Here is a 26,988-nt window from a genome sequence, read left to right on the forward strand (position 1 = left end):
CAGACGCAAATTAACGCCGCCAGATAATTTTGCTTACTTTCCATGCTTTCAACGTATCGTCAGACGGCATTAAGCCCTCAGGCCCGCTCCACTCACCGGAAAAGACATAGCTAATATGTTGACTTCCCTCAGCTTTGCATTCAACGCCCGCGCTGTCATCGCCAGCCGCCTTCTGACAATTACCAAAGGCTTTAGTGTAAAGGTCGCTAAACGGTGTACCGATTTCGACACCCGCAGAAGAGGGAATATCGCTGTCGACTACATCAATACGGCTAATCGTTCCCTGATTGCCATTGATGACCATCGCCAGCTTGTCATCTTTCATCGCTTCATAAAAGCGCACCACATTACCGTTATCGGTCTTCATCCCGCTACGCAGGCGGTAATCACCGTCCAGCGCATCAGCAATGGTTTTTTCATCCAGCGGCGTAGCGCCAGTCAACGCTCCGACGCCCTGCTCAGTGACCTGCGTTGAAGAACCAAACCAGTTCCACGGATTGGCGGCAGACCAGTTCACCGATGACAACGTTGAACACCCGGTCAATAGCAGCGGCATCGCGCATAAAGTCAAACGCAGTGATTTCATTTCACTTCCTTCCTTATTTATCAACGTTGCTTGGAGTCCGGTTTCGCCAAAAAGTGCCGTTATTCTTTCTCGAGGGAAAAACAGGCGCGCAGACGTTGATTAGTTAAAAGCCAGATCAGCGCAACGACATCCGCCACCAGCAGCGCCAACCCGACACCGTTGACCGGATCGCCTGCCAGCCACATCACCGGCTGCCAGCACAGCAGCACCAGTTGAGCGAGGATCAGTAACCCGCGCAGCCAGCGCCATAACACAGGAAACGCAAAGCGTCGCCCGCTGAGTAAAAATGCCAATACCGCAGGAACGCCGGGAAGCAAACCCAGCCAGAAAGCGTCGTGATCGGGATAAAACAGATTCAGCAGCGCGTTGCCCTGCTCACGGGAAGAACCGGCAATCACAAACAGAACCCAGGTGCGCGCCTGCAGCAGCAGCACGCACCAGAAGAGAAAAGGCAGGCGCAGACGCCCATGAGCGTCATAGTCGGCCGGATGAAACTCAGTACTCTTCATCTTCGATCAAACGCTTGCCCAGATTGAGTACATCCGCATGTTCATAACCCAGACGTTCATACATACCCTGTACGACGTCATTATCGTCACGCACCATGATTTGAATCTTCGGACAACCGCGGGCAATGAGCTTTTTCTCCAGCCGGTTGAGCAGCGCATTGGCAATGCCGCGACCGCGAAACTCAGGATGTACGCCCAGGTAATAGGCCGAGCCGCGATGCCCGTCATATCCGCCCATCACCGTACCGACCACCTCGCCATTCACTTCAGCGACCAGGAACAAGCTGACGTCATGATTGAGTTTACGCTCAATGTCCATTTCAGGGTCGTTCCATGGACGCAGCAGATCACAGCGCTCCCAGAGGGTGATCACCTCTTCGAAATCTTCCTGGCGAAAAACGCGTATTTCCATGGTATTGGGTACCTTTTCAGGACGTTAAAAAGCGATTATGGCGCGAACGGCTGATTTAGCCAATATCTGACGCGAAGCGGCGGAAAAAATGGCATAATACGGAATTGTCACGTATTGAAATGAAAAGTAAAACAATTCCTATCCCGATCCGTCGCAACGGACAACGCGATACGATATAACGTTTAGAACCTTTTTTTACAACTCAGGCCGTATGAGCACTTTTAAACCACTAAAAACACTCACATCGCGCCGCCAGGTGTTGAAAGCCGGGCTGGCCGCCCTAACGCTGTCAGGCATGTCGCAAGCCATCGCTAAAGAAGAAGCGCTTAAGACCAGCAATGGACACAGCAAACCGAAAGCGAAAAAAGCCGGCGCTAAGCGCGTTGTTGTCCTTGATCCGGGTCACGGAGGGATTGATACCGGCGCAATTGGTCGCAATGGGTCGAAGGAAAAGCACGTGGTACTGGCGATTGCCAAAAACGTGCGCTCGATTCTACGCAACCAGGGGATTGATGCGCGCCTGACGCGCTCCGGCGATACATTTATTCCGCTTTACGATCGCGTCGAGATCGCACATAAGCATGGCGCGGACCTGTTCATGTCGATCCACGCCGATGGTTTTACCAATCCGAGCGCTGCAGGTGCGTCGGTCTTTGCGTTGTCCAATCGCGGTGCCAGTAGCGCCATGGCGAAGTATCTGTCCGATCGTGAAAACCGGGCCGATGAAGTGGCCGGGAAGAAGACCACCGATAAAGACCATTTGCTGCAGCAGGTGCTGTTCGATCTGGTGCAAACGGATACCATTAAAAACAGCCTGACGTTAGGCTCGCATATTCTCAAGAAGATCAAGCCGGTACATCGTCTTCACAGTCGCAGCACGGAACAAGCCGCCTTCGTGGTGCTAAAATCACCATCAATTCCGTCGGTACTGGTCGAAACCTCGTTCATTACCAACCCGGAAGAAGAACGTCTGCTGGGCACGGCGGCATTTCGCCAGAAAATCGCCACCGCTATCGCCAATGGCATCATCAGCTATTTCCACTGGTTTGATAACCAGAAAGCACACTCGAAGAAACGTTAACCATGAAGCCCGATGCACAGCGCGTAAAACAGTTCCTGCTCAGCCTGCAAGATGATATTTGCCAGCAGTTATCCGCCGTAGACGGCGCCGAGTTTGTTGAGGATAACTGGCAGCGTGAAGCAGGCGGCGGCGGGCGCAGCCGGGTGCTGCGTAACGGCGGTATTTTCGAGCAAGCGGGCGTCAACTTCTCCCACGTTCACGGCGAGGCAATGCCGGCCTCGGCTACCGCACATCGCCCCGAGCTTGCGGGACGCAGCTTTGAGGCCATGGGCGTCTCGCTGGTGGTGCATCCGCAGAATCCCTACATTCCGACCAGTCATGCCAACGTGCGATTTTTTATCGCGGAAAAACCGGGCACTGACCCGGTCTGGTGGTTTGGCGGCGGCTTTGACTTAACGCCCTACTACGGCTTTGATGAGGATGCGGTTCACTGGCACCGCACGGCGCGAGATCTGTGCCAGCCGTTCGGCGAAGACGTTTATCCCCGTTACAAGAAGTGGTGCGATGACTACTTCTTCCTCAAGCATCGCAACGAACAGCGCGGCATTGGCGGGCTGTTTTTCGATGATTTGAATACGCCGGATTTCGACCACGGCTTCGCCTTTATGCAGGCGGTAGGTCAAGGCTATACCGAAGCGTATCTGCCCATCGTTGAGCGCCGCAAAGCAATGAGCTGGGGCGAACGTGAACGCAATTTTCAGCTTTACCGTCGCGGACGCTATGTGGAATTTAACCTGGTGTGGGATCGCGGCACGTTATTCGGTCTGCAGACCGGCGGCCGTACGGAATCGATTCTGATGTCGATGCCGCCGCTGGTGCGCTGGGAGTATGACTGGCAGCCGGAAGCGAACAGCCCGGAAGCCGCCCTTAGCGAGTTTATTCAGGTTCGCGACTGGGTGTAACCCCAGACAATACCAGCCCCCAGGCCGGATAAAACGCATTTGCGTCGCATCCGGCACATTCATCGCATCATGCCCACTGGCGCATGCGCTGATGCAGCGTCAATGAAGGTTTTTCCGCAAACAGCTGCTGGTAGTCGGTGGCAAATTGCCCTAAATGCCAGAATCCCCACTGCATCGCGGCGTCTTTCACCGTCGTACTCTGCGACCACGGGCTTATCAGCTCGCGACGTACGGCGTTCAGGCGAATGCGTTTTAACCAGGCATTCGGACCGATACCAAGGATCGCATGAAAGGCGTTTTGCAACGTCCGACGGCTGACGTGCAGTTGATTACACAGATCGAGCACGGTCAGCGGTTCTGACATATTTTCCAGCACATATTCGCGCGCACGCGACAGCAGGCGACGATAGCTCTGATGGCTGATGCTCTCAGCCGTGATAATCGGCTGCGCCTCTTCCAGCATAGTGCCCATCGCCAGCAGCAGGTTATCGCCCAGCACTTTGCGTACCGCAGGTTGATGGAGGTTTTCCGGATTTTCGCTAAACGTCGCCAGCGCCTGCTGCACAAAGCCCCATAACGCGGCTTTGTGTTGTTCTTTTACTTCCAGCGCCGACTGGTTGCGCAGCATATGCAGCACTCTTTCCGGGTTATGCAGGAAGTTGGCCTGACGGGCAATCGCCTCTTCCGAAATGACGACACCCAGAATGGTGTAATCATCCGGCGTACTCAGTTCAAACTCTGTCCCGCCAGGGCGGGTGGCAATTTCAGCGCTCCCCAGACACTGGGTGCCAATAAATCCCTGTTCGCCGCGCGTGGCCGGAATACCAAACCAGAAAGAGTTCGGCCAGACAAGACACGACTGACGCAACGCCAGTCCGGTGTATTCACGGAACACCTGAATATCATCGAGCAGGATTTCCGTGAACTCGCCATGAAATTTTCCCGGATGCAACTGGTCGTAGATCTGCTGCCATGCGGTAATCGTCAGCGCATGCTCATACACATCCGTTGTTCGCCGCTGGTGAACGTTGTCCACCTCCACTTTCGGCGTAAGTTTAACGTCTTCGGGTAATGCTTCATGATAAAGATGGTGCAGGTTTGCAGTACGGTTCTTTTTCATGATCTTTTAAGCCGGAAGCTTCAACGAAGCCCCCGGCCCTCCGACAGGTTAATTTTTTAAGCGATAGCGACTACTGCGTTTACGCAACGCTCCGTCAGAAAAGAGCTGTTCCAGCGCCTTTCTGGCTTCATCAAGTGACCAGCCAAAGTGGGCAGCCACTTCCCCTGCCGTCATTCCTTGACGGACCGATGCCAACAGCGTCAGAAGTTGATCAGAGGATTCAGGCGTCAACGGGGCGTCCTGCGTCTTCTGCGTTTTTACATCTGTTTTCACTTCTGGCTTCTGTTCTGGTTTCTTCGGCTGGCGCTTAAAACCGCCGATCAGCCACTGGGTATCATCGTCCGGTCGGCCGATTTCCTTACGGCTGATAACATGGCCTGTACGCGCAGCAGCGGCGCTGCCGGCATCCAGCGCTGCGCGGCACGCCGCCAGATCGCCTTCCACCACCAGCGTCAACCGGCCAGGATCGAGCACTTCGTGGCTAAGCAGGCGCACGTTCGCGGCTTTCAGCATGGCATCCGCCGCATCCACGGCAGCGACCATGCCATCCACTTCCAGTAATCCCAGTGCATTGATCATCACAACCTCTCTTACGCGCGCTGGATTGGGTTACGGGCAATATCCAGAACGGCATCGGCAAAGGCGTTACATGCAGCTTTACAAGCAGCCTGGCTACCGGTCATAAACGCAGCCGAATAGTTGGTTTCTGACGGCGGCGGAACGTAGGTCACCAGTTGTACATCGGCCGATTTCAGCGCAGCATCAATACCAAATGTCGCTTCCAGCGGCGGCGCCACCAGATACGCCATCGGATCGCCAAGCCGGCATCCTGCGGTCGCCGAGAGATACGAGCCGGTACGCGAAACCACATGCGCCAGGAAGGCGGTATCTTCTGCGTCATTCGCCCACTGAAACGCCGCGCCGCTTTCAATATTGGCTACCATCGCGTCCAGACCTGCGCGAACTTCTGCCGGGTTGGGTCCACCGAGCATAATCAGCACTTCACCCGAAGTTGGAGAGGGACTGTGCGCCGCGCCGGCATACAGCGAGCGGCCATAAACCACTTCCACCATTGCCTGTTTTGTCGCTTCGTCTGCGGCAATATACGCCACGTCATCAGAATCTGCTGTGATGAGTCCGAGGCTACGTATATGTGGCGGTAATTTAAGTTCACGGGCAAAACCGTCATTTACCGAGGCAATCACGCGCATTGCGGTGACTGAAGGTCTAATCAAATCTAATGCTGGCATGATGCCTCCTTAACGGGTCATATTGATGCCGGATGCTTTTTGCTCCAGCATGCGCTTGGCCAAATCCACAATGACCGCCGCCGCTTCAACCGGTGGCGTACCGCCCTGGTGAATGTTCGAGATACAGGTGCGGTCAGCTTCAACGGTCGTCGCCACACGCGGCGAATAGACGGCGTAGCAAGAAAGGCTTTCCGACTGGCCCAGGCCCGGACGTTCCCCAACCAGCAGGATCACCGCTTTCGCGCCCAGCAGTTCGCCGATCTGATCTTCGATTTTCACGCGACCATAGCGAACAAAGAACGGCGTCCCGACCTTCAATCCGGCCTGTTTTAAGCCAGACAACAGCGGCGGCAGAATCTCTTCGTAGTTAGCGGTGATAGCGTCCGTAGACAGGCCATCAGAGATAATCACCTGCACATCCGGGTTCATTACACACTGTGATTTCAGCGCTTCAATGGCTTCCGCACTCAGACGACGCCCCAGATCCGGACGCGTCAGATACAGGTTTTTGTCACTGATTTCCGAGCGCACTTCCAGCAGCCCCTGGGCTTTTACCCACTCTTCCGGCACTTCTTTCAATACCGTATCTTTCGAACGCGAGTGGTCGGCCAGGAAGCGCAGCAGCGCCTGGGTACGCGGACGTGGACCGGCTCGACCGGTACATACACGCGCCGCAGTGCTGCGACGCAGTTCAGTCAACACCTCTGCGCGGTGCGGATTCTCAACGCCAATCCACGCTTTAGCCTCGGCTGAGCCTAAATCCATCGCACAGCTTTCACCGGTCGGCGCGGCGCACTGGGTGGTGCTGCATTGCGCTTGTACTGCCGGCGCTTGCGCCTGCGGCTGCGACTCACCCATTGACGCCATCACGCTGCGTACAATTTCTTCAATCTGTTTTTGATCCATCGTGTGTCATCCCCGCGTCATCAGAAGAACAGTGACGGATCGCCCGCCCGTTTGGTCAGGCGACCGTTTGCCATAATGCCCATGGTTTCCAGCCAGCGTTCAAACTCCGGCGACGGACGCAGGTTCAGCAACTGGCGCACGGTCGCGGTGTCGTGGAAGGCGGTGGTCTGATAGTTGAGCATGATGTCGTCACCGAGCGGCATGCCCATGATGTAGTTGCAGCCAGCGGTGGCGAGCAGAATCATCAGGTTTTCGTTGAGGTTCTGGTCAGCATCAGCATGGTTGGTATAGCAGCAGTCGCAGCCCATTGAGATGCCGCTCAGCTTGCCCATAAAGTGATCTTCCAGACCCGCGCGAATAATCTGACGGTCATTGTAGAGATACTCCGGCCCGATAAAGCCGACAACGGTGTTCACCAGGAACGGATCGTAGTGACGCGCCAGACCGTAGTTACGTGCTTCCATCGTCACCTGATCGGCACCGAAGTTAGCGCCAGCAGAAAGCGCAGACCCTTGTCCGGTTTCGAAGTACAGGCAGTTTTCCCCAGCGATACGGTTAAACTCAGCGCCCACTGCACGCGCTTCATCCAGCATGGCCAGCTCAACGCCAAACTCTTTTAAGCCTTTCTCGCTGCCGCAGATACTCTGGAAAATCAGCCCGCCCGGCGCGCCGCGACGAATGGCTTCGATCTGGGTAGTAACGTGCGCCAGGACGCAGCCCTGGGTCGGGATATTGAATTTGTCGATGACGCCGTACACGGTATCAAGTACGCGGCTTAAGTTTTCCACGTCATCTGTTACCGGGTTAACGCCAATCACCGCATCGCCCGCCCCGAAGGACAGCCCTTCGTAGATTTGTGCCGCAATACTCTGCACGTCATCACGGGTGTCGTTCGGCTGTAAACGACAGCTGAAGGTGCCCGGCAGACCAATGGTGGTGTTGGCCTTTTTGATCACCGGCATTTTCTTACCGCCGTAGATCAGGTCCGCGTTAGAGCAGATTTTTGCAACCGCTGCGACCACTTCCGACGTTAATCCTTTGCGCGTAAACGCAATGTCATCAACGGAGGTTTCATCGCTCAGCACGTACTCGCGCAGCTCGCTGATACTCCAGTTTTTGATGCGGTTATAGGCCGTTTCGTTGACGTCGTCCTGAATCAGACGCGTCACGCAGTCCTCTTCATAGGAAATCACCGGGTTGTTGCGGATATCCGCAACCGTCATTTCCGACAGCACCTGTTTGGCCGCCACTCGCTCTTGCGAACTGGTTGCAGCTACCCCTGCCAGCACATCCCCCGAACGCAGTTCGTTGGCTTTTGCCAGCACCTCTTTAACATCCTTAAACTGATAAACATTGCCGAACAATGTGGTCTTTAGTTTCATAAGTCGTTCCCTCAGGAAGGAAATGCGAGTGATTTCACCGTCACCGGCACAACCGATCCGCCAAAAAGAGGCGTACCAATGTCGATATAGTCCCCCGCCCGGACAACCACCTCATCGATGACTGCCAGCGGGTGTTGCTGTAACTGTGGGCGTAACAGCATGCCCAGGGCTTTACCAAAATCCTGCTCGGCTACCACCAGCAGGGGATGCGGATTCGGATGGCGCGCGACAAAGGCCAGTAGCGCATCAATAACCGTTAACAGCGCGGCGTAGCGCACCGGCAGCGAACCGGGCAGCGCCAGCACGTAAGCGTCTGTTTGCGGGTCCAGATCGAGCTGCATCAGCGCTTGTTGCCAGGCGGCCACCAAATCAGCCTCATCAACCGGAATCGCCACCGGCAGATTGCGCAGCGGAAGCGCCACACCTTCCAGCCAGATGGTGCTGCCCGAAAGCGACAGCGTATGCGCACCGGCGCCAATCACCGTGGCGCGCACGGTTTGCGCCGGGAACTGCACGTTCATCTCACGCAGACGCGGATGTTCATGCAGCGCCGTCGCTAACAGCGGCCCAATATCGGAAAAACAGAATGGATCGGCAGGCTGGTTGCGGTAGCACTCGCCCACCCCGCCGGACAACGTAATCACTTCCGGCTTCACACCCGTCGGCAACAGACCGGTTTGCATCAGCGCCTGCGCCAGCGGTGACAGCGTGCCGTCAATCACCTCAACGATCAGCGCCGCCATCCGTCGGGCCACCTGAACAAGCTGCGCCGCATTGAGGGTCCGGGCGTCGGTGCCTGGACCAAATACGTCATCAACAATCATCTGTCCTGGCTGATGCGCATGCACCACCCGCCCCTGACCGTCCGTTTCCAGCAGCCGTCCGCCGACGTTCAGGCAGGCCGAACCGCTGACTTTTCCGGCATCGAACAGGACGTAGTTCGACGTCCCGCCACCGATGTCGATATTCAGTACGCGGCACAACTTCTGCTCTGACAGGGTTTGAGCCCCTGCGCCGTGACCGGCAATCACTGATTCCAGATGCGGACCGGCGCTGGCAACCACGAAGTCCCCCAGCGACTGAGAGAGCGTCATCACCGCTGGTCGCGCGTTGCGGGTTTTGGCACTTTCTCCGGTAATGATGATCGCGCCGGAATCGACGGTCTCAGGCGCAATCCCCGCCTCCTGATACTGGGCGAGGATCAGCGCCTTAAGTTCGGCCTCTTTCAGCCCGCCCTGCTTATCAACGGGGGTAAAGAACACCGGGCTTTGCCAGCTAATTTCGCGTTTGATGAATTCGTAACGCGGCACCTGCGACACTGCCGCACGGTTGACCAGCTCAAGGCGTGAGAAGATCACCTGAGTGGTGGTGGTGCCGATATCGATACCGACGCTGAGTAGCTGGCGAGTATTCACGATTGCGCCTCCGGGTTGGTTTCTGCTGGTGCCGGAATATCTTCGTCTTTCGGTACCAACAGCATAGCCACACCAATCGCCGTCACGCCGCCAATCAGCTTGCCGACAATCATTGGGAAGATCATCGCGTTCATGTTGGCCGCGGCGAAACCTAAGTGGTCACCCAGAGCGAAGGCTGCGGAGACCGCAAAAGCGCAGTTGATCACTTTGCCGCGGGTATCCATATTCTTCATCATGCCGAACATTGGGATGTTGTTCGCCAACGTCGCCACCATGCCCGCAGCCGCAATATTATTGATTTTTAACAGGTTACCGACGCTCATCAGCGGCTTTTCAAACCAGCGGGTCAGCAGCAGTACCATTGGGTACGCACCCAGCAGCACGCAGGAGATAGAACCGATAACTTCGATGGCGCGCATCACTTCACCCGGCTTGTCACCTGGTGCCATGAAGATAGGATCAAGACCCGGAATCAGTTCCCAGCCGAGCAGGAATTTGATCACCGCTGCCGCCAGACCGATGGTGATCAGCGCCACCAGGAATTTCGCGAAGATCTGGAAGCCGTTGATCATTTTTTCCGGGATGAATTTCAGTCCCAGCGCCACCAGCACGGCAACGATCAGCACCGGGATCATGTTCATCAGGATCAGCGCGAAGGTGAACTCCACCGGCTGCCCGTTGATTTCGACACCGGAGTACATCGCGATCAAACCACCCGCAATACAGCCAATCGGAATGGTGACGATCCCAGCCAGCACGCCCAGCGCCAGATAACGACGGTCGGACGGCTCAATAATCCCCAGCGCAACCGGAATAGAGAAGACCAGCGTCGGCCCCATCATCGCCCCGAGGATCAGGCCGGAGTACAGCCACGCCGCAACGTCGCCGCCCGCCAGTTCTTTCGCCAGGAAGAAGCCGCCCATATCGCACGCCAGCAGCGTTCCAGCAAACATCGACGGGTTAGCACCCAACATTTCGTACAGTGGAATAATCACCGGCCCGAGCACATGCGCCAGTACCGGTGCCAGCGCGGTCATACCGACCATCGCCAGACCCAGCGCGCCCATCGCCATAAAACCTTCTTCAAACTGGCCGCCCGATCCCTCAATACTCTTCCCGAACTTACCGAGGAAGCGTGCCGAACCGCCGAACTGCGACAGGATCCTGTCCACGGCGGCAATCAGCATAAAGAACATCATGATGTACATGATGATTTCGTTAATTCCCATAACCTTCACTCCCTGTCATATGTGTATTTATTGTGCCGCCGCATACAACGCGATAATGTCGGCCTGCGTGGCGGTGCGTGGGTTACTGCGAATACAAATATCCTCCAGCGCGGCGTGAGCCCATGCGCTGTAATGCTCGGGCTTCGCCCCAACGTCAGAGAGTCGTTTGGTCTGGCCCACTTCGCTAATCAACTCGCTGACGGCGTTGATGGCATCGCGATCGTCCGACTTCTTGTTGGTTAGCGCCCGTCCGATATGGCTGAAACGCTCACGACACACCATGCGGTTGAAACCCATTACTGTGGGCAGCAACATGGCGTTAGCCTGTCCATGTGGGATGTGCAGCGTCGCACCCGGCTGGTGCGCCATCGCGTGACACAGGCCCAGCCCCGCGCTGGAAAACGCCATCCCGGCCATACAGGAAGCCAGTAGCATGCTTTCTCGCGCCGCCAGATCCTGACCATAGCCAACGGCCTTCGGCAGCGATTTACCTATCATCGCAATCGCGCCAATCGCCAGACTGTCGGTAAACGGCGTCGCGTTCAGAGCGCTATACGCTTCAACGGCGTGCGTCAGCGCATCGATCCCGGTCATCGCCGTTACGTGTGCGGGCACACCTTCCGTCAGCGCAGCGTCAAGAATCGCCACATCCGGCATCAGGGTTGCATGGGCCAGCACTTTTTTAAGCCCGGTCGCAGCGTCGATAATCACCGTGACATTAGTGGTTTCTGAACCCGTTCCGGCTGTAGTCGGTACGGCAATCAGCGGCAGACGCGGGCGTAACGCGCTGCTCTCGTCCATGTCTGCCAGCGTCTGGGTGGGATTGGTCACCAGCAACGCCACGGCTTTTGCGGCATCCAATACGGAACCGCCACCAAAGGCCACTACGCCATCGCACTTCGATTCACGCAGTTGCGCGACCGCCGCGCAGACGTCCGTAATGCACGGTTCGCCCACCGGACATGGCCACAGCGTCATCGCCACGCCTTTCATCGCCAGGCTGCGTTCCAGTGCGGCGGTCATCCCCGCCTGGTGCAGGAAACTGTCGACCATGACGAACATATGCGTCAGGCCACGCGTTTGTGCTTCCTGTCCGCAGGTACTGAGCGCTCCCAGTCCACACAACGTAACCGGTGGAACGCTAAACGTTTTTACGCGTTGCAGATTCAGGGTATCGAATGCCTGAAAGAGCGCGGTCTGCAATTCAGCTTGCATAGATTCCTTCCGCTTTTTCTTTTCCGCTATTTGCAATCGCCAGCGGGGTCATAAACAGGCTGTGCTGGGGTAAATGCACCTGCAGTTCCGGGAAACGCTTACGAAACAGTTCATCAACGCCCGGCTGCATACAGGAACCACCGGCCAGCCATAAATCAGCCACGCCCTGTCCGGCAATATGGTGAGCCACAATTTCCGCCATTTTTTCGTAGACCGGCTTAACCACCGGCCAGATTTCTTTACCGTTGCTGCGTTTGTACTGCTCCGCCTCTTCCAACTGGATGCGACGGTTCCCGGCAAGCGTCAGAGAAATGTGGTGCCCGCCGGTCGCTTCATCGGCGGAGTAAGTCACCTTGCCTCGCTTCACAATCGCAATCCCGGTGGTACCGCCACCGATATCCACCACGCCAGCGTTATCAAGCTGCAACAGGTCCGCCACCGCGGTCGGTTCGTCGAGCACATGACTGACTTCAAGCCCGGCAGATTCCAGCACGTTGATCGAGATCCGTGGGTCAGTTCCCGGTGGAAACGAGGTTGCCGCGTGGGTAAAGCGGCAACCCAACTGTTGTTCGAGCGTATCGAGATGGCGACGAACGATGGTCACCGCACCGAAGAAATCCCAGACGATGCCATCGCGCACGACGTCGGCCCAGTCCAGGCAAACCGCAACCGGCTGTCCGTCACTGTCGACAACCATCGACACCACATCACACGTCCCCAAATCCACGCCCAGCCACAGCGGTGAATCGCTCTTTACGGGCGTCTGGTTACATAGCGTTGCCGCTTTTAGCAATCTGGGTGTCAGCCAACGTTGTTCGTCGTGCGCCATGTCGTTCACTCCTTATACAATTCTGAAGGCGTCCACCAACACACAGCGACGCAGACGCACAAACGTGCGTGCGCTGGTCACCCCTTCCCCGGTTGGCGTGGTAATGGTCATCGTGGTCCAGCCTTCGCCGCCGAGTCCAAGACCGGCAATGCACGGTCCGTTCTTAACGAAAATGCTGGTATCAATGGCGTTTGCCATGCGGTTCATGTTGTCGATATTGCGTGAGTGCATCGCCGCCGTATGGTGACAGCCGCCTTCAAGCTTGACCGCCAGTTCAATGGCCTCATCGACGTTGGCGACCCGCACGACCGGCAGAACCGGCATCATCAGTTCGGTTACGGCAAACGGGTGAGTCGCAGAGGTTTCGACGAACAACAGCCGGGTTTGCTCCGGTACGTTCAGACCAATCGCCGCAGCGATTTTTCCTGCGTCGCGGCCTACCCAGTCACGACTGACCGTGCCTTTACCGCGTTCATCGACATTTTTCAGCAGCACCGGTTGCAGCTGTTCGGCCTGAGCCGTGGTCAGCTTGACTGCATGCTGGCTTTCCATCAGACGCATCAGCTCATCAGCGACGCTATCGACCACGATCAGCACTTTTTCGTCGGCGCAGATAATGTTGTTGTCAAACGAAGCGCCTTTGACGATCGACTGGGCTGCGCGTGCCAGATCAGCCGTTTCATCAACCACCACCGGCGGATTTCCCGCACCGGCGGCAATCAGACGTTTGTTGGTGTGCTTACGCGCGGCGTCCACTACGGCTTCACCGCCGGTCACCACCAGCAGGCCGATGCCTGGGTACTTAAACAGACGCTGGGCGGTTTCGATATCTGGATTGGCCACGGTAACCAGCAGGTTTGCCGGTCCGCCTGCTGCAACTACCGCCTGGTTAAGCAGAGTGATAGCGCGCTGAGACACGCCCTTGGCAGCCGGATGCGGTGCGAAGACCACGCTGTTGCCAGCCGCAATCAGGCTGATGGCGTTGTTAATAACGGTCGCAGCCGGGTTGGTGGACGGTGTCACCGAGGCCACCACGCCCCACGGCGCGTTTTCAATCAGCGTCAGGCCGTTATCACCGGTCAGAACCTGTGGAGACAGGCATTCCACGCCCGGCGTGGCGCGTGCCTGCGCCACGTTTTTGGCAAATTTATCTTCAACGCGTCCCATGCCGGTTTCTGTGACGGCAAGTTCCGCTAATTCTCGGGCATGTTTTTCGCCCGCCTCACGTAGAGCCGTGATAGCCAGTTGGCGCATGGCAACGCTTTTCAGCCCTTGCTGGGCCAGTTTTGCTGCCGCCACTGCGTCATCCAGGGAGGCAAAAACGCCCATTTCTTGAACGGCACTGACGGGTTGGCTGCTGTCTTTCATTTTCAGCAGCACCGCTTTCACGACCTGTTCAATATCCTGTTGATTCATGATTTTCTGCCTTATTTATGGAAGATCACCTGACCACCTGCCACCACTTCATCAACAATGCCAATCACGCACAGATCGACAGGTGATGATTCGTTACGGTGCGCCTGACGGGCTGAGCTTCCGCTGACCAGCAGCACCCACTCTCCGGTTCCCGCCCCAATGCTGTCGATAGCAACAGCACATTGCCCGTCGGGATTTCCGCAGGCATCAATCATTTCCACCATCAGCAACTTGTCGTGCGCGAGCCCCTGATGGCGTACGGTACAAACAATTTGTCCTGTGACGATTGCCAGTTTCATACGCGCCTCCGTGGCATATTTCAGGTAAAACCTCCCCCTACCCTCCGCAGAAGGTAATGTGAAAAGGAGAGAGGGTGACGCCAGCAATGAAGTCTGTGGCGTCACATGGACGACTTACATGTCGTTGCTGTCGCCTTTAAAGCTGATCGGGAACACTTCTTCCAGATCGCCATGCGGACGCGGGATTACGTGTACGGAAACCAGCTCACCAATACGCTGTGCAGCAGCAGCACCAGCATCCGTTGCGGCTTTACATGCCGCTACGTCGCCACGGACCATTGCAGTAACCAGACCGCCGCCGATCTGCTTCACGCCGACCAGTTTCACGCGTGCCGCTTTAACCATTGCGTCAGAAGCCTCAATCAGTGCAACCAGGCCCCGGGTTTCAATCATTCCTAATGCTTCCATTGTGTTTTCCTCTCATTAAGGGGTCCAGAACGGGACCTAAACAACCAGTGTGTGTGAGGCGTTTTCACGACTCATGTCAGTCTGACGCGGCACTGCTGCCACCAACGCCAGTTCGATAATTTCCTGTACGCTACAGCCGCGAGAGAGGTCATGAAGCGGTGCGGCAAGCCCTTGGATCAACGGACCTACGGCACGATACCCTCCCAGACGCTGGGCGATTTTGTAGCCAATATTGCCTGCCTCCAGCGATGGGAAGACCATCACATTGGCATTGCCCTTTAACGGACTGGCGGGCGCTTTTTGCGCGGCGACATCCGGAACAAAGGCGGCATCAAATTGCAGTTCCCCATCCACGGTAAGCTGCGGGGCACGCTCACGAACGATCTCCGTAGCCTGCTGCACGTTAGCGACGTTGGGATGACGAGCGCTGCCTTGACTTGAAAACGACAGCATGGCCACGCGCGGTTCTTCACCGGTAATCGCCTGCCATGTCTGCGCGCTGGCAATCGCAATATCCGCCAGCTGTGCGGCTGTGGGCTGCGGCACGACGCTGCAATCGGCAAACCCTAATGCCGGCCCGAGGTACTGCGGCAGCATCAGGAAAATTGACGACAGCGTTTTACAGCCTGGCTGTAACCCAATAATGCGTAACCCAGCGCGCAGCACGTTTGCTGTCGACGACAAATTGCCCGCAATACAGACGTCAGCTTTACCCGCGCTAACCATGGCGGCGGCGAACATCAGCGGATCGTTGAGTTTTTCCAGCGCATCTGCAGGCGTTTTATCTCCCGCGCGGGCCAGCCAGCGCAGCGCAAACTCTTCACGCATGGACTGGTTGCTTTGCGGGTCGATAACCTGAATGCCATCCATCGCCACCCGATGGCTGAGGGCAAACTGGCGCAGCGCAAACGGACTGGCGACGAGAACAGGATGTGCCAGACCGTGCTGATGCAGGTAATTTGCCGCTTTCAACACCCGAACATCCAGCGCATCCGGGAACACCACCCGTGCAGGTGAGCGCTGGGCGAGTTGACGAGCACGTTCAATGATCATTGCTTCTCCCCCAGTCGCTGTTGAATTTGGCTAACCGTCAGTGGATGCTTCGCTACGCTCAGAATCATCATCACGTAGACCGTACTGGAAAGGCGATTGAGCGCCTGCATGATGTCCGGTCGCATCACGTCAAAACTACGGGTGATGAATACCTGGGCCGCCACCGTCTCCGTTTCACGAACTTTGGTACGCAGCAGATTAAGCAACGCGCAATCACGGCCATGACTGGCTTCAGGCACCAGATGGTCGTGGTCCAGATAGCGCAGCGGCTGATGCGAAAGCCGGTGTAAATCTTCGTCGCTTAACCCGACGATAGCTTGTGCTGCCAGCGGCTCGTCGATAGCGTCGGCGCGCATAATGTTGCCCAGACGCGAACGGATATCCGCCAGCCACGGCTGCCACGGTTCCGCCAGCTCTATCTGCAACCACACGGCCAGGGCGATGGTGCTGTCCAGCGCGGCGCGAAATCCCAGGCGCGGGTCACTTTTAGCGACCATCTTGTCCGCTGTCAGATGCGTCAGCGTGTCTGCTTTCTTCACCACCGGTTGATGACACAGTTCGCAACTGGCCTGTGGATGCGTATCGCTGCTGGTTAAACCATGCACCTGCTGCGGCTGCTGTTCTTCGTCATCAATAAACAGGCTGCCCTGCTCGTCGATAAACTTAATGCGCAGATGTCGGCTTTCCAGTAATTCCCGGGCAGATGGCGTCAGGCGAGCATCAGCGGGGAGATGAATTTCAGCCCCTTCGCTGAGCGTATGATTCGCTCTGAGCCATGCTTCGGTAATGAAATCCTTCATACATCCGCCTTAGCAGGACTGCCAGTTCGCAGGCCAGGCCACATACAGAAATTTCACCGTCGATGGCGTACCAAATTCGATGCTGGAGCCTTTCGGAATAAACATCACGTCCCCGGCTTTAGCAATCATGGTTTCGCCTTCGTGGCGAACGTGCAGCTCGCCTTCCAGAATCATGTCGATTTCGTCGTAGTTCAGCGTCCATGGGAAAAAAGCGTTATCCCACTGCATGAACCCGGCGGCCATGCTGCTACCGTCCTGGTCGGTCACCAGATCGGTTAAACCCACGCAGTGCGGCTGTGCGCCGTCAAAACGACCAAACTTCACGCTGCTGCCGTCGATGACTTTGACGCCGCCTTTGCCGGTCACCGAGTTAAAGCTCGGCTGCATTCCGCCCTGCTCCAGCGACTGTTTCTCCTTCATGACTTTGTCCATCAGTTGGGCGACCAGGCTTTCGGTAAACTGCCCTTCCGGTAACTGCGCAATGATGGTTTCGCGAATGCGCTGGCTTTCCGTTTTGCCATCATCCACCGCAACCGGTGCGGCAGCAGCAGCGGTTGGCGCGGATTCATCGCATTCACTGATGGTGACGCCCAGCAGCTCCGCAACTTCGCGCGCCTCCGGGGTGATGATGCTGGCGCGCAGAACAACCGACATTTCCTGTTCGCCGCGTGCGTGGGCCGCACGAATATCGTTAGCTGTGATGAGTTTTTTCACCTGCCCTTTCCTCCTTTTGGCTGAGCTCAGTCAGATAATCCACCAGGTGCTGCACGCTGCGCGGGTCATGGCTGTTGAGTTCGAAAATCGGCTCCTGGAACCCTATCCCGCGAAGTAGTTGTCGCGTTGCGGCGACGTCGGCATCCGGCATGTCCGTTTTGCTGATAACGGCGATTTGTCGTTTACTGGCGCCGATATCCAACAGCCCGGCAGGTAAGCGACTTTCTTTATCATTTGCCGCGTGTATATAAATCAACGTATCAACATCCTGCAGCGTGGTAATTAAGGCGTGATACCAGCGCGGATGGCTAAAATATTCTCCTGGCGTGTCGATATCGCCATTTTCATTAAACTCCACGGCCTGTGTTTTTCTGGCGAGGGAATAATTTCCCTGTAGCGCATTAAAGAGCGTTGTTTTCCCCGCCCCCACCGTACCGACAAACGCAATACGTTTCATCGCCGCCTCTGATTAACTTTTTGTCAGGTTGCACAAAGTGAAATTTAATAACCGACCCAGACCGCTTACCGTCTGTAATAACGCTTCTTCTACCGCGCCTACCGAGCCGTAGATGACCAGCGCACCGCTGAATCGATCGAGAAAGCCGATATGTACATCTGCCGCCTTCATAGCTAAGTCACCGGCAATCATCGCGGTTTCGCCTGGCGTCAGCGTCATGATGCCGATAGCGCCCGCTTCGGGAACGCCGATCTTTTTCGCCAGTTCCTCACCAGGGTGCGCAATGAGATGCGCCAGCGTAACCTGTTTCCCCGGCACAAATTCCTGAATAATGCGTTCTTTTTCCATTGCTCACCACCTCCGCTAAAACTGCCCTCATCGTGGCAATTTTTTGTCAGAGTAAATAACAAAATTCGGCAACCATGTTTAAAAGGTGAAGTGGATCACTAAGAAAGGGGAAATAAAAAGGCGCGGGAGAAACCCGCGCCGGAAATAAATTAAAGTGAAATTACAGCGGTTGAGTTTGGGCTTCTACGACCGCCAGCGCCACCATATTAACGATACGACGAACAGAAGCGATCGGCGTTAATACGTGAACCGGTTTCGCAACCCCCATCAGCACCGGGCCGACCGTTACGCCTTCAGAGCTGGAAACGCGTAGTAAGTTGTAACTAATACGGGCAGCTTCCATATTCGGCATCACCAGAATATTCGCTGAGCCTTTCAGCGGACTGTCCGGCATGCGGTCATGACGGATGCTTTCCACCAGCGCAGCATCGCCGTGCATTTCGCCATCAATCATCAACTCTGGCGCACGCGCCTTAATCAGCTCCAGCGCTTCGCGCATTTTGCTGGCCGACGGACAGTTAGATGAACCAAAGTTGGAGTGCGACAGCAGCGCCACCTTCGGTTCGATACCAAAGCGACGCACGGTTTCTGCCGCCATCACGGCGATTTCCGCCAGTTGCTCCGGCGTAGGATCGTCGTTAACGTAGGTATCGGCGATAAAGGTGTTACCGCTTGGCAGCAGCAAGGCGTTCATCGCCCCGGCAGTATGCACGCCATCGCGATGACCAAACACCTCTTTCACCACGCTGAAGTGCTCATGGTAGTCGCCTATCGTACCGCAGATCATCGCATCCGCTTCGCCGCGCTGCACCATGATCGCGCCGATCACCGTGGTGTTGGCAATTACCGCACGCTGCGCCTGCTCCTGGGTAATACCACGACGTTTCATAATCTGGTAGTACTCGCTCCAGTACTCTTTAAAGCGCGGATCGGATTCATTGTTGACGATCTCAAAATCGACGCCCGCTTTGATCTGCAGACCCAGTTTCTGGATACGCATTTCGATAACGCTCGGACGACCGATCAGGATCGGTTTCGCCAGACCTAAAGTGATCAGCTCCTGCGTGGCATGCAGTACACGCGCCTCTTCCCCTTCAGTCAGCACCACGCGCTTCGGCGCTTTGCGTGCCAGAGAGAAAATCGGTTTCATGAACAGGTTGGTTTTGTAGACGAATTCGGTCAGCTTATCGATGTAAGCATCAAAGTCGGCAATCGGACGCGTTGCCACACCGGAATCCATCGCCGCCTTCGCCACCGCAGGGGCGATTTTGACGATCAGACGCGGGTCGAACGGTTTCGGAATAATGTATTCCGGCCCGAAGCTCAGGTCCTGGTCGCCATAGGCGGAGGCCACGACTTCGCTCTGCTCGGCGTGCGCCAGCTCAGCAATAGCGTGTACCGCAGCCAGTTTCATCTCTTCATTGATGGCAGTAGCGCCGACGTCCAGCGCGCCGCGGAAGATGAATGGGAAGCACAGGACGTTGTTAACCTGGTTCGGGTAGTCGGAACGGCCGGTGCAAATGATGGCGTCAGAACGCACCTCTTTCGCCAGCGGCGGCAGGATTTCCGGTTCCGGGTTGGCGAGGGCCAGGATCATTGGCGCACGCGCCATCTTCTTAACCATTTCCTGCGTCAGCACTTTCGGACCAGAGCAACCGAGGAAAATATCCGCGCCGTCAATGACATCATCCAACGTACGCTTACCGTCATCCACCACTGCGTAAGCCGCTTTGGTTTCCGCCATGTTTGGTTCACGATCTTTGTAAATCACCCCTTTGGAGTCGCAGACCACAATGTTGTGTTTCTGCATCCCCAGCGCCACCAGCAGGTTCATACAGGCAATCGCCGCCGCACCTGCGCCGGACACCACCATGCGCACATCAGAGATATTTTTCTCAACCACCCGCAGACCGTTAAGGATTGCGGCAGTACTGATGATTGCCGTGCCGTGCTGGTCATCATGGAATACCGGAATATTCATGCGCTCACGGAGTTTTTGCTCAATGTAGAAGCACTCCGGCGCTTTGATATCTTCGAGGTTAATGCCGCCAAACGTTGGTTCAAGCGCCGCTACCACGTTGATAAATTTATCCGGATCGAGTTCATCAACTTCGATGTCGAACACGTCAATCCCGGCGAATTTCTTAAACAGAACGCCTTTACCTTCCATCACCGGTTTACCGGCCAGCGCGCCAATATTACCCAGGCCCAGAACCGCAGTACCGTTGGAAATAACCGCAACCAGGTTGCCGCGTGCGGTGTATTTGTAGGCTGCCAGCGGGTCCTTTTCAATTTCAAGACACGGTGCAGCCACGCCCGGCGAGTAGGCCAACGCGAGGTCGCGTTGGGTTGCCAGAGGCTTGGTCGGAGAAACCTGGATTTTACCGGGTACCGGAAATTCGTGGAAATCGAGGGCGCTTTGTTTTAACTGGTCATCCATCTTGTTGTTCCTTTCACGTATCTATCAAAAAAGTGGCGCGGGTAACCATTCTACTGAGCCGCACATTATCACCTCAGTCAACGGCACAAACTTTGAAGGTCCCCATACTCTCACCATTCAAAGAAAGAATTTGTTATCAATTTATAACATCTATGTTACCTGCTTAAGCCAGCAATACCATGCTTGTCTGCTATGCTTTTTGCTGACAACGCCCGCAATTATCTCAAAAGTGTGAATCACAACACGCATCTAACACTTTACTTTTCAAGGAGTATTTCCTATGCCCCGTAAAGAGCTTGCCAATGCCATTCGTGCGCTAAGTATGGATGCCGTCCAAAAAGCTAACTCTGGCCACCCTGGAGCACCAATGGGGATGGCCGATATCGCCGAAGTACTGTGGAACGATTTCCTGCGCCATAACCCGTCCGATCCCACCTGGTACGATCGTGACCGGTTTATTTTATCCAATGGCCACGCCTCAATGCTGCTTTACAGCCTGCTGCATCTTTCCGGCTACAACCTGCCGCTCGAAGAGTTAAAGAACTTCCGCCAGCTCCATTCGAAGACGCCAGGACACCCGGAAATTGGCTATACGCCGGGCGTGGAAACCACCACCGGACCGTTGGGTCAGGGTTTAGCCAACGCTGTCGGAATGGCGATTGCAGAACGCACGCTGGCGGCGCAGTTTAACCAGCCAGACCACGAGATTGTTAATCACTATACCTGGGTCTTTATGGGCGACGGCTGTCTGATGGAGGGCATTTCTCACGAAGTGTGCTCGCTGGCGGGCACCCTGGGACTTGGCAAACTCATCGGCTTTTACGATCACAACGGCATCTCAATTGATGGCGAAACCGACGGCTGGTTTACCGACGATACCGCGAAACGCTTTGAGGCCTATCACTGGCATGTGGTGCACGAGATTGACGGTCATGACCCTGAGGCGGTGAAAAAAGCGATTCAGGAAGCACAGGCCGTTACCGATAAACCGTCGCTGATTATCTGCCGCACGGTGATTGGTTTTGGTTCACCGAATAAAGCCGGGAAAGAGGAAGCGCACGGCGCGGCGCTGGGTGAAGAAGAAGTGGCGCTGACCCGGCAGAAGTTGGGGTGGCATCATCCTGCCTTTGAAATCCCCAAAGAGATTTACCGGGCGTGGGACGCTCGTGAAAAAGGCGAGAAAGCCCAACAGAGCTGGAATGAGAAATTCGCCGCTTATCGACATGCACATCCGGACCTGGCGGCAGAGTTTACCCGCAGGATGAGCGGTGGACTGCCGGAAGAGTGGGAAGAAACGACGCAGAAATATATCACCGAACTGCAGGCCAATCCGGCCAAAATCGCCACCCGTAAGGCCTCGCAAAATACCCTGAACGCCTACGGGCCGATACTGCCTGAGCTGCTTGGTGGTTCGGCGGATCTGGCGCCCAGCAACCTGACCATCTGGAAAGGCTCCACTTCTCTTAAAGAGGATCATGCAGGCAACTACATCCACTACGGCGTGCGGGAATTTGGCATGACCGCGATTGCCAACGGTATCGCTCACCACGGGGGCTTCGTACCGTACACCGCAACGTTCCTGATGTTTGTCGAATATGCCCGTAATGCCGCACGCATGGCGGCGCTGATGAAAGCCCGACAAATCATGGTTTATACCCACGACTCGATTGGCCTTGGGGAAGATGGTCCCACGCACCAGGCCGTCGAACAGCTCGCCAGCCTGCGTCTGACGCCTAATTTCAGCACCTGGCGACCCTGCGATCAGGTTGAAGCGGCGGTAGGCTGGAAGCTGGCGGTCGAACGCCATGACGGGCCAACGGCGCTGATCCTCTCGCGGCAAAATCTGGCGCAGGTTGAGCGGACGCCTGAGCAAGTGCAGCAGATTGCCCGCGGCGGCTATGTGCTGAAGGATGGCGGCGGTAAGCCGGATGTTATCCTGATTGCTACCGGTTCAGAAATGGAAATCACGCTGCTGGCGGCGGAAAAACTGACCGGTGAAGGTCGTAACGTGCGGGTGGTTTCTCTGCCCTCAACCGATATCTTCGACGCCCAGGATGAAGCGTATCGGGAATCGGTCCTCCCCTCAAACGTCAGCGCGCGCGTGGCGGTAGAAGCAGGAATTGCCGACTACTGGTACAAATATGTTGGGCTGAAAGGGGCGATTGTCGGTATGACGGGTTATGGGGAGTCGGCTCCGGCAGACAAGCTGTTCCCGTTCTTCGGCTTTACGGTGGATAACATTGTCGACAAAGCGCATAAGGTGCTTAACGTGTGATCCACAGCGTGGGCCAGGCATCTGGCCCATGCCAGTTATCGCAGCTTGGCTCTTGGGCATAGCGCACCAGACGAAAACGCTGACCGTCGTAGCGCCAGCGAGTCTGGATACCGCAATCTGCCAACCCTCGTCCTTTAGCGAGGGTTACCAGCTCGCGCGACTTCTCATCAAACGTGGCGTTGGTCAGCTCCATATCGCGGCTTTCCGCATCCGTTTTAAAAGGCAGGCTTAGCCGTACCGCCCGTGACGTCAACGGGGTAGTACGTGAAACCACCCACGCCAGATCGATGGTGTTATATGCCCCGGCTTCACAGCCGATCATCAGCAGCGCTTTATCATCCGTTAAGGCCGTGACGCGCATCTCGCGACGCAGCGGATCGATCGAACAGCGAATACCGTTGATCCGCCAGTTACCGTAATCCAGCAATTCACTGCGCTCTTGTTGCGTGAGAGGCGTTGGCGTTGGGTTAATCACAGCCACGCCTTTTAAAGCGGGAGCGGGAGGAACGCTGAGCGGAGGCTCGTCGCCTTTTTCGATCCATGCGGTTTCGCTGCCGACCCGTTTTTGCTGGGCGTCGATAAAAAGCAGCGCGGCTTTTAGCCCGACCAGGGACAGGTTTTGCGCCCCTTTTTGCAGGGTTATCGCCTTCGCGTCCTGTACGGTTGTTAAAAATGCGCTGATGGTGGCCGGATCATCGGTCATCAGCTGCCAGGGGGTAATACGCCAGTGTTCGCCGCGAAGCGGGAGCGGCGCGCCATCCAGTAGCAGACGTGGCGCAATATCGCTCTCTTTGGCTGTAGGCGATTCCAGCCCACCCAGTTCAATACGCAACACGGCGTCGGTATGTGCCCCGGCACTGCGGCTCAAGGTCATGACCAGGCCGTGATGTTCTCCGGTATTGCGCGCCACGCAAAAGTTTTGGTTATTGCACGTCACCTGCCAGTCAGAAAACGTCTGTTGCGCGGGCGCGGCCCACAGCAAACGGACGGGTAACAACCCGAGCAGGAAAAGTAAAATAACGCGATAGCGCATGGACGGTACAACCCCGAAGTCAAAACACACAGCCTAAGCGGTATCTTCCTTGCGCGACTGATGTGGCTCAATAAGAATCGTCGGATTGGCCGAAAATTTGTAAAGAAATATAAATCCCGCGCATTAGTCCATGAGATGCGACGACTGCAAATAGTTCAGCAATAGCACCGTCTTACCGTCACGGATTTCACCCGTTTTAATCATTTCCAGCGCCTGGGTGAACGGCAGCTCCAGAACCTCAATATCTTCATCTTCCACCCCTCCGCCCGCATTTGCCCGCTGGCTGTCGCTGTATTGTGCAATAAAGAAATGAATTATCTCCGTCACGCCGCCCGGCGACATATAGAGCTCAAACAGCTTACGCACTTCCCCCACTTCAAAGCCGGTCTCTTCAATGGCCTCTTTCCGAATGCACGCTTCCGGTTCGTCGTTATCCAGCAGCCCGGCGCAGGTTTCAATCAGTTGACCGTTTTCATTACCATTGACCCAGGTGGCGACGCGAAACTGGCGGATGAGCACCACCGTTTTCTTCTCCGGGTTATACAGCAGGATAGTGGCGCCGTTGCCGCGATCGTAAACCTCGCGTTTGTGACGAATCACCTCTCCATTGCTACGGGTCAGGTCATAGGTGATATTGCGCAGGATGAAGTAGTTATCGGAAAGGACTTTATCTTTGATGAGGGTAATTTTTTGCGACATACCGGCTCCACAGCAAGAAGTGAGAAATAATACTACGCCGTGAAACCGGGTTTGTCTTGGTGCAATGTCGGCCTGATAAGCGAAGCACCATCAGGCAATTATGCGGCACAGAGCCGGATAGCAACGCTAACGCGCCTTATCCGGCCTTCTTAGCGACTTAGTGAGATTTGACTGATTTTATGCCCAGCCAGTCGACGATCCCCTGGGCGGCATGCCGTCCTTCCGCCATCGCCGTAACCACCAGATCCGCACCGCGTACCGCGTCGCCACCGGCGAAGATTTTCGGGTTACTGGTTTGATAACGGTATGCGCTTTCAACATTGGCGGCAATGCGCCCCCAGTTATCGACCTTAACCCCATGCGTCTCCAGCCACGGCATGCCATGTGGGTGAAAACCAAACGCCATGATCACCGCATCTGCGGGCATGACAAACTCACTCCCGGCGAGGGGAACCGGGCGACGACGCCCCTGCGCGTCCGGCTCGCCAAGCTGGGTACGTAAAAAACGCACGCCGCTGACTCGGCCATCATCATGCAACACCAGCTCAACCGGCTGGACGTTAAACTCGAAGTTCGCCCCCTCTTCCCGGGCGTTCTTCACCTCTTTTTTCGAACCGGGCATGTTGGCTTCATCACGACGATAAGCGCAGGTCACCTGGCGTGCGCCATGACGCAGCGCGGTACGCACGCAGTCCATTGCCGTATCGCCTCCGCCCAGTACAACCACGTTCAGTCCGGCGGTATCGATGAACGGCTCTTCAGGCAGTTCATCCAGCCCCATCACCTGCTTGGTGTTGGCAATCAGGAACGGTAACGCGTCATAAACGCCAGGCGCGTCTTCATTCGGCAGATCCGCCTTCATGGAACGATAGGTTCCTACGCCCACGAACACGGCATCGTAATCCTCCAGCAGCGCCGACAGCGCCACATCCTTACCCACTTCACAGTTAAGTTCGAAATGAATACCCATGGCGCTGAAGATTTCACGGCGGCGGGCCAGCAGCGATTTGTCCAGCTTGAAGGCCGGAATGCCGAACGTCAGCAAACCGCCGATTTCAGGGTGGCGATCGTATACGGTGGCGCTGACTCCGCTGCGCGCCAGCACATCCGCGCAGGCCAGACCCGCCGGACCCGCGCCGATGATAGCAACGCGCTTGTCCACTTTCTGCACGTGGCTTAAGTCCGGTCGCCATCCTTTGCTCAGGGCCCGATCAGAGATGTAACGCTCAATATTTCCGATAGTGACCGCCCCATGCTCGCTACGCACCGTACATGCCCCTTCGCAAAGTCGGTCCTGCGGACATACGCGCCCGGTCACTTCCGGCAGGCAGTTGGTCTGGTGAGAAAGCTCAACCGCCGCGTCGATATTCCCGGCTTTGACCAGTTCAATCCACTGCGGAATATGGTTATGCAATGGGCAGGTCCATTCGCAAATACTGTGGTCGCCGCATTTCAGGCAGCGGGACGCTTCCCGTTCCGCCTGCGCCGTACGAAACGGCAGATAGATCTCCTCAAAGCTGGTTTTACGGGCCTCAATTGCCAGCTTATCCGGCTCACCACGCGCAGGCGTCGCCTGTATTTGCTCACGTTTGGTAATTGTATGCGAAACGAAATCGGTGGCGTTGGCATGCCAGGGCTGGCTTTCCAGACTGGCGGTGCGTAGCCTGCGCGCTTTTGACAGACCAGTAAGCGAATTTTCCGTCACCAGTTGTAACGCTTGTGTCGGACAGTTCTCTACGCAGGCGGGTCCCTGTTCGCGTCCCTGACACAAATCGCATTTGTGCGCAGTGGCTTTCACCTTCCCTTTAGCGACAGGAGTGAGTACGATCTGCATCGTGCCGAAAGGACAAGCAACGACGCACGATTTACAGCCAATACACTTTTTCGGGTTCACCTGAACGCTGTCGTTATCATGGCTGATTGCCCCGTTCGGGCAACTTCTGGCGCAGGGCGCATCTTCACAGTGATGGCAGGTTACCGCACTGCGCTGCTGCTGATGCTTGATGACGGTAATTCGGGGCTGGAAATGCCGTTGACTCAGGACATGCTGCTCGCCATTGTGAGCCATGACGCAGGCGACCTCACAGGCATGGCATCCCAGGCACTGCTGGCTATTAACCATAATAAAACGATTCATGGCTTCCTTCTTTTTTGGTTGCAAAAACCTTATTCTTTATATGAGTGTTGTTATTAACCGACACGGAAGGAAG

At 56.1% G+C, this 26,988-nt stretch carries 27 protein-coding genes; 3 read left to right on the top strand and 24 right to left on the bottom strand.

Going from position 1 to position 26,988, the window contains the following annotated elements; all coding sequences use genetic code 11:
* Positions 1–10 precede the first annotated feature (10 nt).
* From N0B36_RS19020 to N0B36_RS19030, 3 genes are read right to left on the bottom strand one after another with little or no spacing between them, the layout of a single operon-like run.
* Positions 11–586, bottom strand: a complete 576-nt coding sequence (locus N0B36_RS19020; protein WP_259688824.1) for an RpoE-regulated lipoprotein — start codon at positions 584–586, stop codon at positions 11–13.
* A 59-nt stretch (positions 587–645) separates the two neighbouring features.
* Positions 646–1,095: a DUF2919 domain-containing protein gene (locus tag N0B36_RS19025; protein WP_191220898.1), complete on the bottom strand. Its 450-nt coding sequence runs from the start codon at positions 1,093–1,095 to the stop codon at positions 646–648.
* Complete coding sequence (locus N0B36_RS19030; RefSeq protein WP_047501622.1) at positions 1,082–1,507, bottom strand: GNAT family acetyltransferase; 426 nt, start codon at positions 1,505–1,507, stop codon at positions 1,082–1,084. The genes N0B36_RS19025 and N0B36_RS19030 overlap by 14 nt, the downstream gene beginning before the upstream one ends.
* A gap of 211 nt (positions 1,508–1,718) precedes the next feature.
* On the opposite strand from N0B36_RS19030, the gene amiA reads away from it, so the two are divergent.
* Both amiA and hemF read left to right on the top strand, forming a co-directional pair.
* A complete protein-coding gene (gene amiA / locus N0B36_RS19035; protein ID WP_016153942.1) occupies positions 1,719–2,588 on the top strand; it encodes an N-acetylmuramoyl-L-alanine amidase AmiA in 870 nt (289 codons plus the stop codon).
* 2 nt (positions 2,589–2,590) lie between these two features.
* Positions 2,591–3,490 (top strand): oxygen-dependent coproporphyrinogen oxidase, encoded by a 900-nt coding sequence (hemF, locus tag N0B36_RS19040; RefSeq protein ID WP_019077353.1) that lies wholly within the window; start codon positions 2,591–2,593, stop codon positions 3,488–3,490.
* A 67-nt stretch (positions 3,491–3,557) separates the two neighbouring features.
* Here the strand turns inward: hemF and eutR are convergent, their stop codons facing one another.
* From eutR to maeB, 18 genes are all read right to left on the bottom strand, one after another.
* Positions 3,558–4,610, bottom strand: a complete 1,053-nt coding sequence (gene eutR, locus N0B36_RS19045) for an HTH-type transcriptional regulator EutR (RefSeq protein WP_016153944.1) — start codon at positions 4,608–4,610, stop codon at positions 3,558–3,560.
* A 48-nt stretch (positions 4,611–4,658) separates the two neighbouring features.
* Complete coding sequence (gene eutK / locus N0B36_RS19050; protein WP_259688825.1) at positions 4,659–5,189, bottom strand: ethanolamine utilization microcompartment protein EutK; 531 nt, start codon at positions 5,187–5,189, stop codon at positions 4,659–4,661.
* Between the two features lie 11 nt (positions 5,190–5,200).
* Complete coding sequence (gene eutL, locus N0B36_RS19055) at positions 5,201–5,860, bottom strand: ethanolamine utilization microcompartment protein EutL (RefSeq protein ID WP_016153946.1); 660 nt, start codon at positions 5,858–5,860, stop codon at positions 5,201–5,203.
* Between the two features lie 9 nt (positions 5,861–5,869).
* Positions 5,870–6,766, bottom strand: coding sequence for an ethanolamine ammonia-lyase subunit EutC (gene eutC / locus N0B36_RS19060; RefSeq protein WP_016153947.1), 897 nt, complete (start codon positions 6,764–6,766; stop codon positions 5,870–5,872).
* A gap of 20 nt (positions 6,767–6,786) precedes the next feature.
* Positions 6,787–8,148 (bottom strand): ethanolamine ammonia-lyase subunit alpha, encoded by a 1,362-nt coding sequence (gene eutB / locus N0B36_RS19065; RefSeq protein ID WP_003038029.1) that lies wholly within the window; start codon positions 8,146–8,148, stop codon positions 6,787–6,789.
* Positions 8,149–8,159: 11 nt separating this feature from the next.
* Positions 8,160–9,563 carry an ethanolamine ammonia-lyase reactivating factor EutA gene (gene eutA / locus N0B36_RS19070; protein ID WP_259688827.1) on the bottom strand — a complete coding sequence of 468 codons (1,404 nt, stop codon included), beginning with the start codon at positions 9,561–9,563 and terminating at the stop codon, positions 8,160–8,162.
* Positions 9,560–10,792: an ethanolamine utilization protein EutH gene (eutH, locus tag N0B36_RS19075; RefSeq protein WP_047501618.1), complete on the bottom strand. Its 1,233-nt coding sequence runs from the start codon at positions 10,790–10,792 to the stop codon at positions 9,560–9,562. Before eutH ends, eutA begins: the two co-directional genes overlap by 4 nt.
* 27 nt (positions 10,793–10,819) lie before the next feature.
* Positions 10,820–12,007 (bottom strand): ethanolamine utilization ethanol dehydrogenase EutG, encoded by a 1,188-nt coding sequence (eutG, locus tag N0B36_RS19080; protein ID WP_016153951.1) that lies wholly within the window; start codon positions 12,005–12,007, stop codon positions 10,820–10,822.
* Positions 11,997–12,836: an ethanolamine utilization protein EutJ gene (gene eutJ / locus N0B36_RS19085; protein WP_016153952.1), complete on the bottom strand. Its 840-nt coding sequence runs from the start codon at positions 12,834–12,836 to the stop codon at positions 11,997–11,999. The genes eutG and eutJ overlap by 11 nt, the downstream gene beginning before the upstream one ends.
* A 12-nt stretch (positions 12,837–12,848) precedes the next feature.
* Entirely contained in the window at positions 12,849–14,252 is a 1,404-nt protein-coding gene (locus N0B36_RS19090; RefSeq protein WP_016153953.1) for an aldehyde dehydrogenase family protein, read from the bottom strand.
* A gap of 11 nt (positions 14,253–14,263) precedes the next feature.
* The gene (gene eutN, locus N0B36_RS19095; protein WP_016153954.1) at positions 14,264–14,551 is read right to left on the bottom strand and encodes an ethanolamine utilization microcompartment protein EutN; all 288 of its coding nucleotides are present in this window, start codon (positions 14,549–14,551) and stop codon (positions 14,264–14,266) included.
* Positions 14,552–14,665: 114 nt separating this feature from the next.
* Entirely contained in the window at positions 14,666–14,959 is a 294-nt protein-coding gene (gene eutM / locus N0B36_RS19100; protein ID WP_003835054.1) for an ethanolamine utilization microcompartment protein EutM, read from the bottom strand.
* A gap of 36 nt (positions 14,960–14,995) precedes the next feature.
* Positions 14,996–16,012, bottom strand: a complete 1,017-nt coding sequence (gene pta, locus N0B36_RS19105) for a phosphate acetyltransferase (protein WP_016153955.1) — start codon at positions 16,010–16,012, stop codon at positions 14,996–14,998.
* Entirely contained in the window at positions 16,009–16,812 is an 804-nt protein-coding gene (eutT, locus tag N0B36_RS19110) for an ethanolamine utilization cob(I)yrinic acid a,c-diamide adenosyltransferase EutT (RefSeq protein ID WP_259688828.1), read from the bottom strand. Before eutT ends, pta begins: the two co-directional genes overlap by 4 nt.
* Before the next feature lie 9 nt (positions 16,813–16,821).
* Positions 16,822–17,526, bottom strand: a complete 705-nt coding sequence (eutQ, locus tag N0B36_RS19115; protein ID WP_204566785.1) for an ethanolamine utilization acetate kinase EutQ — start codon at positions 17,524–17,526, stop codon at positions 16,822–16,824.
* Entirely contained in the window at positions 17,504–17,983 is a 480-nt protein-coding gene (gene eutP / locus N0B36_RS19120) for an ethanolamine utilization acetate kinase EutP (RefSeq protein WP_016153958.1), read from the bottom strand. Before eutP ends, eutQ begins: the two co-directional genes overlap by 23 nt.
* Before the next feature lie 12 nt (positions 17,984–17,995).
* The gene (gene eutS, locus N0B36_RS19125; RefSeq protein WP_003037995.1) at positions 17,996–18,331 is read right to left on the bottom strand and encodes an ethanolamine utilization microcompartment protein EutS; all 336 of its coding nucleotides are present in this window, start codon (positions 18,329–18,331) and stop codon (positions 17,996–17,998) included.
* A 160-nt stretch (positions 18,332–18,491) separates the two neighbouring features.
* Entirely contained in the window at positions 18,492–20,771 is a 2,280-nt protein-coding gene (gene maeB / locus N0B36_RS19130; protein ID WP_016153959.1) for an NADP-dependent oxaloacetate-decarboxylating malate dehydrogenase, read from the bottom strand.
* 280 nt (positions 20,772–21,051) lie between these two features.
* On the opposite strand from maeB, the gene tkt reads away from it, so the two are divergent.
* Positions 21,052–23,046 carry a transketolase gene (gene tkt / locus N0B36_RS19135; protein WP_259688830.1) on the top strand — a complete coding sequence of 665 codons (1,995 nt, stop codon included), beginning with the start codon at positions 21,052–21,054 and terminating at the stop codon, positions 23,044–23,046.
* Here tkt and N0B36_RS19140 read toward each other — a convergent pair.
* The 3 genes from N0B36_RS19140 to aegA all read right to left on the bottom strand — a co-directional run bounded on the left by N0B36_RS19140 (position 23,036) and on the right by aegA (position 26,915).
* Entirely contained in the window at positions 23,036–24,079 is a 1,044-nt protein-coding gene (locus N0B36_RS19140; protein WP_016153961.1) for a DUF1176 domain-containing protein, read from the bottom strand. The genes tkt and N0B36_RS19140 overlap by 11 nt on opposite strands.
* A gap of 123 nt (positions 24,080–24,202) precedes the next feature.
* A complete protein-coding gene (gene nudK, locus N0B36_RS19145) occupies positions 24,203–24,778 on the bottom strand; it encodes a GDP-mannose pyrophosphatase NudK (protein WP_047501610.1) in 576 nt (191 codons plus the stop codon).
* Positions 24,779–24,935: 157 nt separating this feature from the next.
* Entirely contained in the window at positions 24,936–26,915 is a 1,980-nt protein-coding gene (gene aegA / locus N0B36_RS19150) for a formate-dependent uric acid utilization protein AegA (RefSeq protein WP_259688831.1), read from the bottom strand.
* Positions 26,916–26,988: the final 73 nt, after the last annotated feature.

Origin of the sequence: Citrobacter sp. XY323, assembly GCF_025106035.1 — a bacterium.
In the GTDB taxonomy this organism is placed as follows: Bacteria; Pseudomonadota; Gammaproteobacteria; order Enterobacterales; family Enterobacteriaceae; genus Citrobacter; species Citrobacter braakii.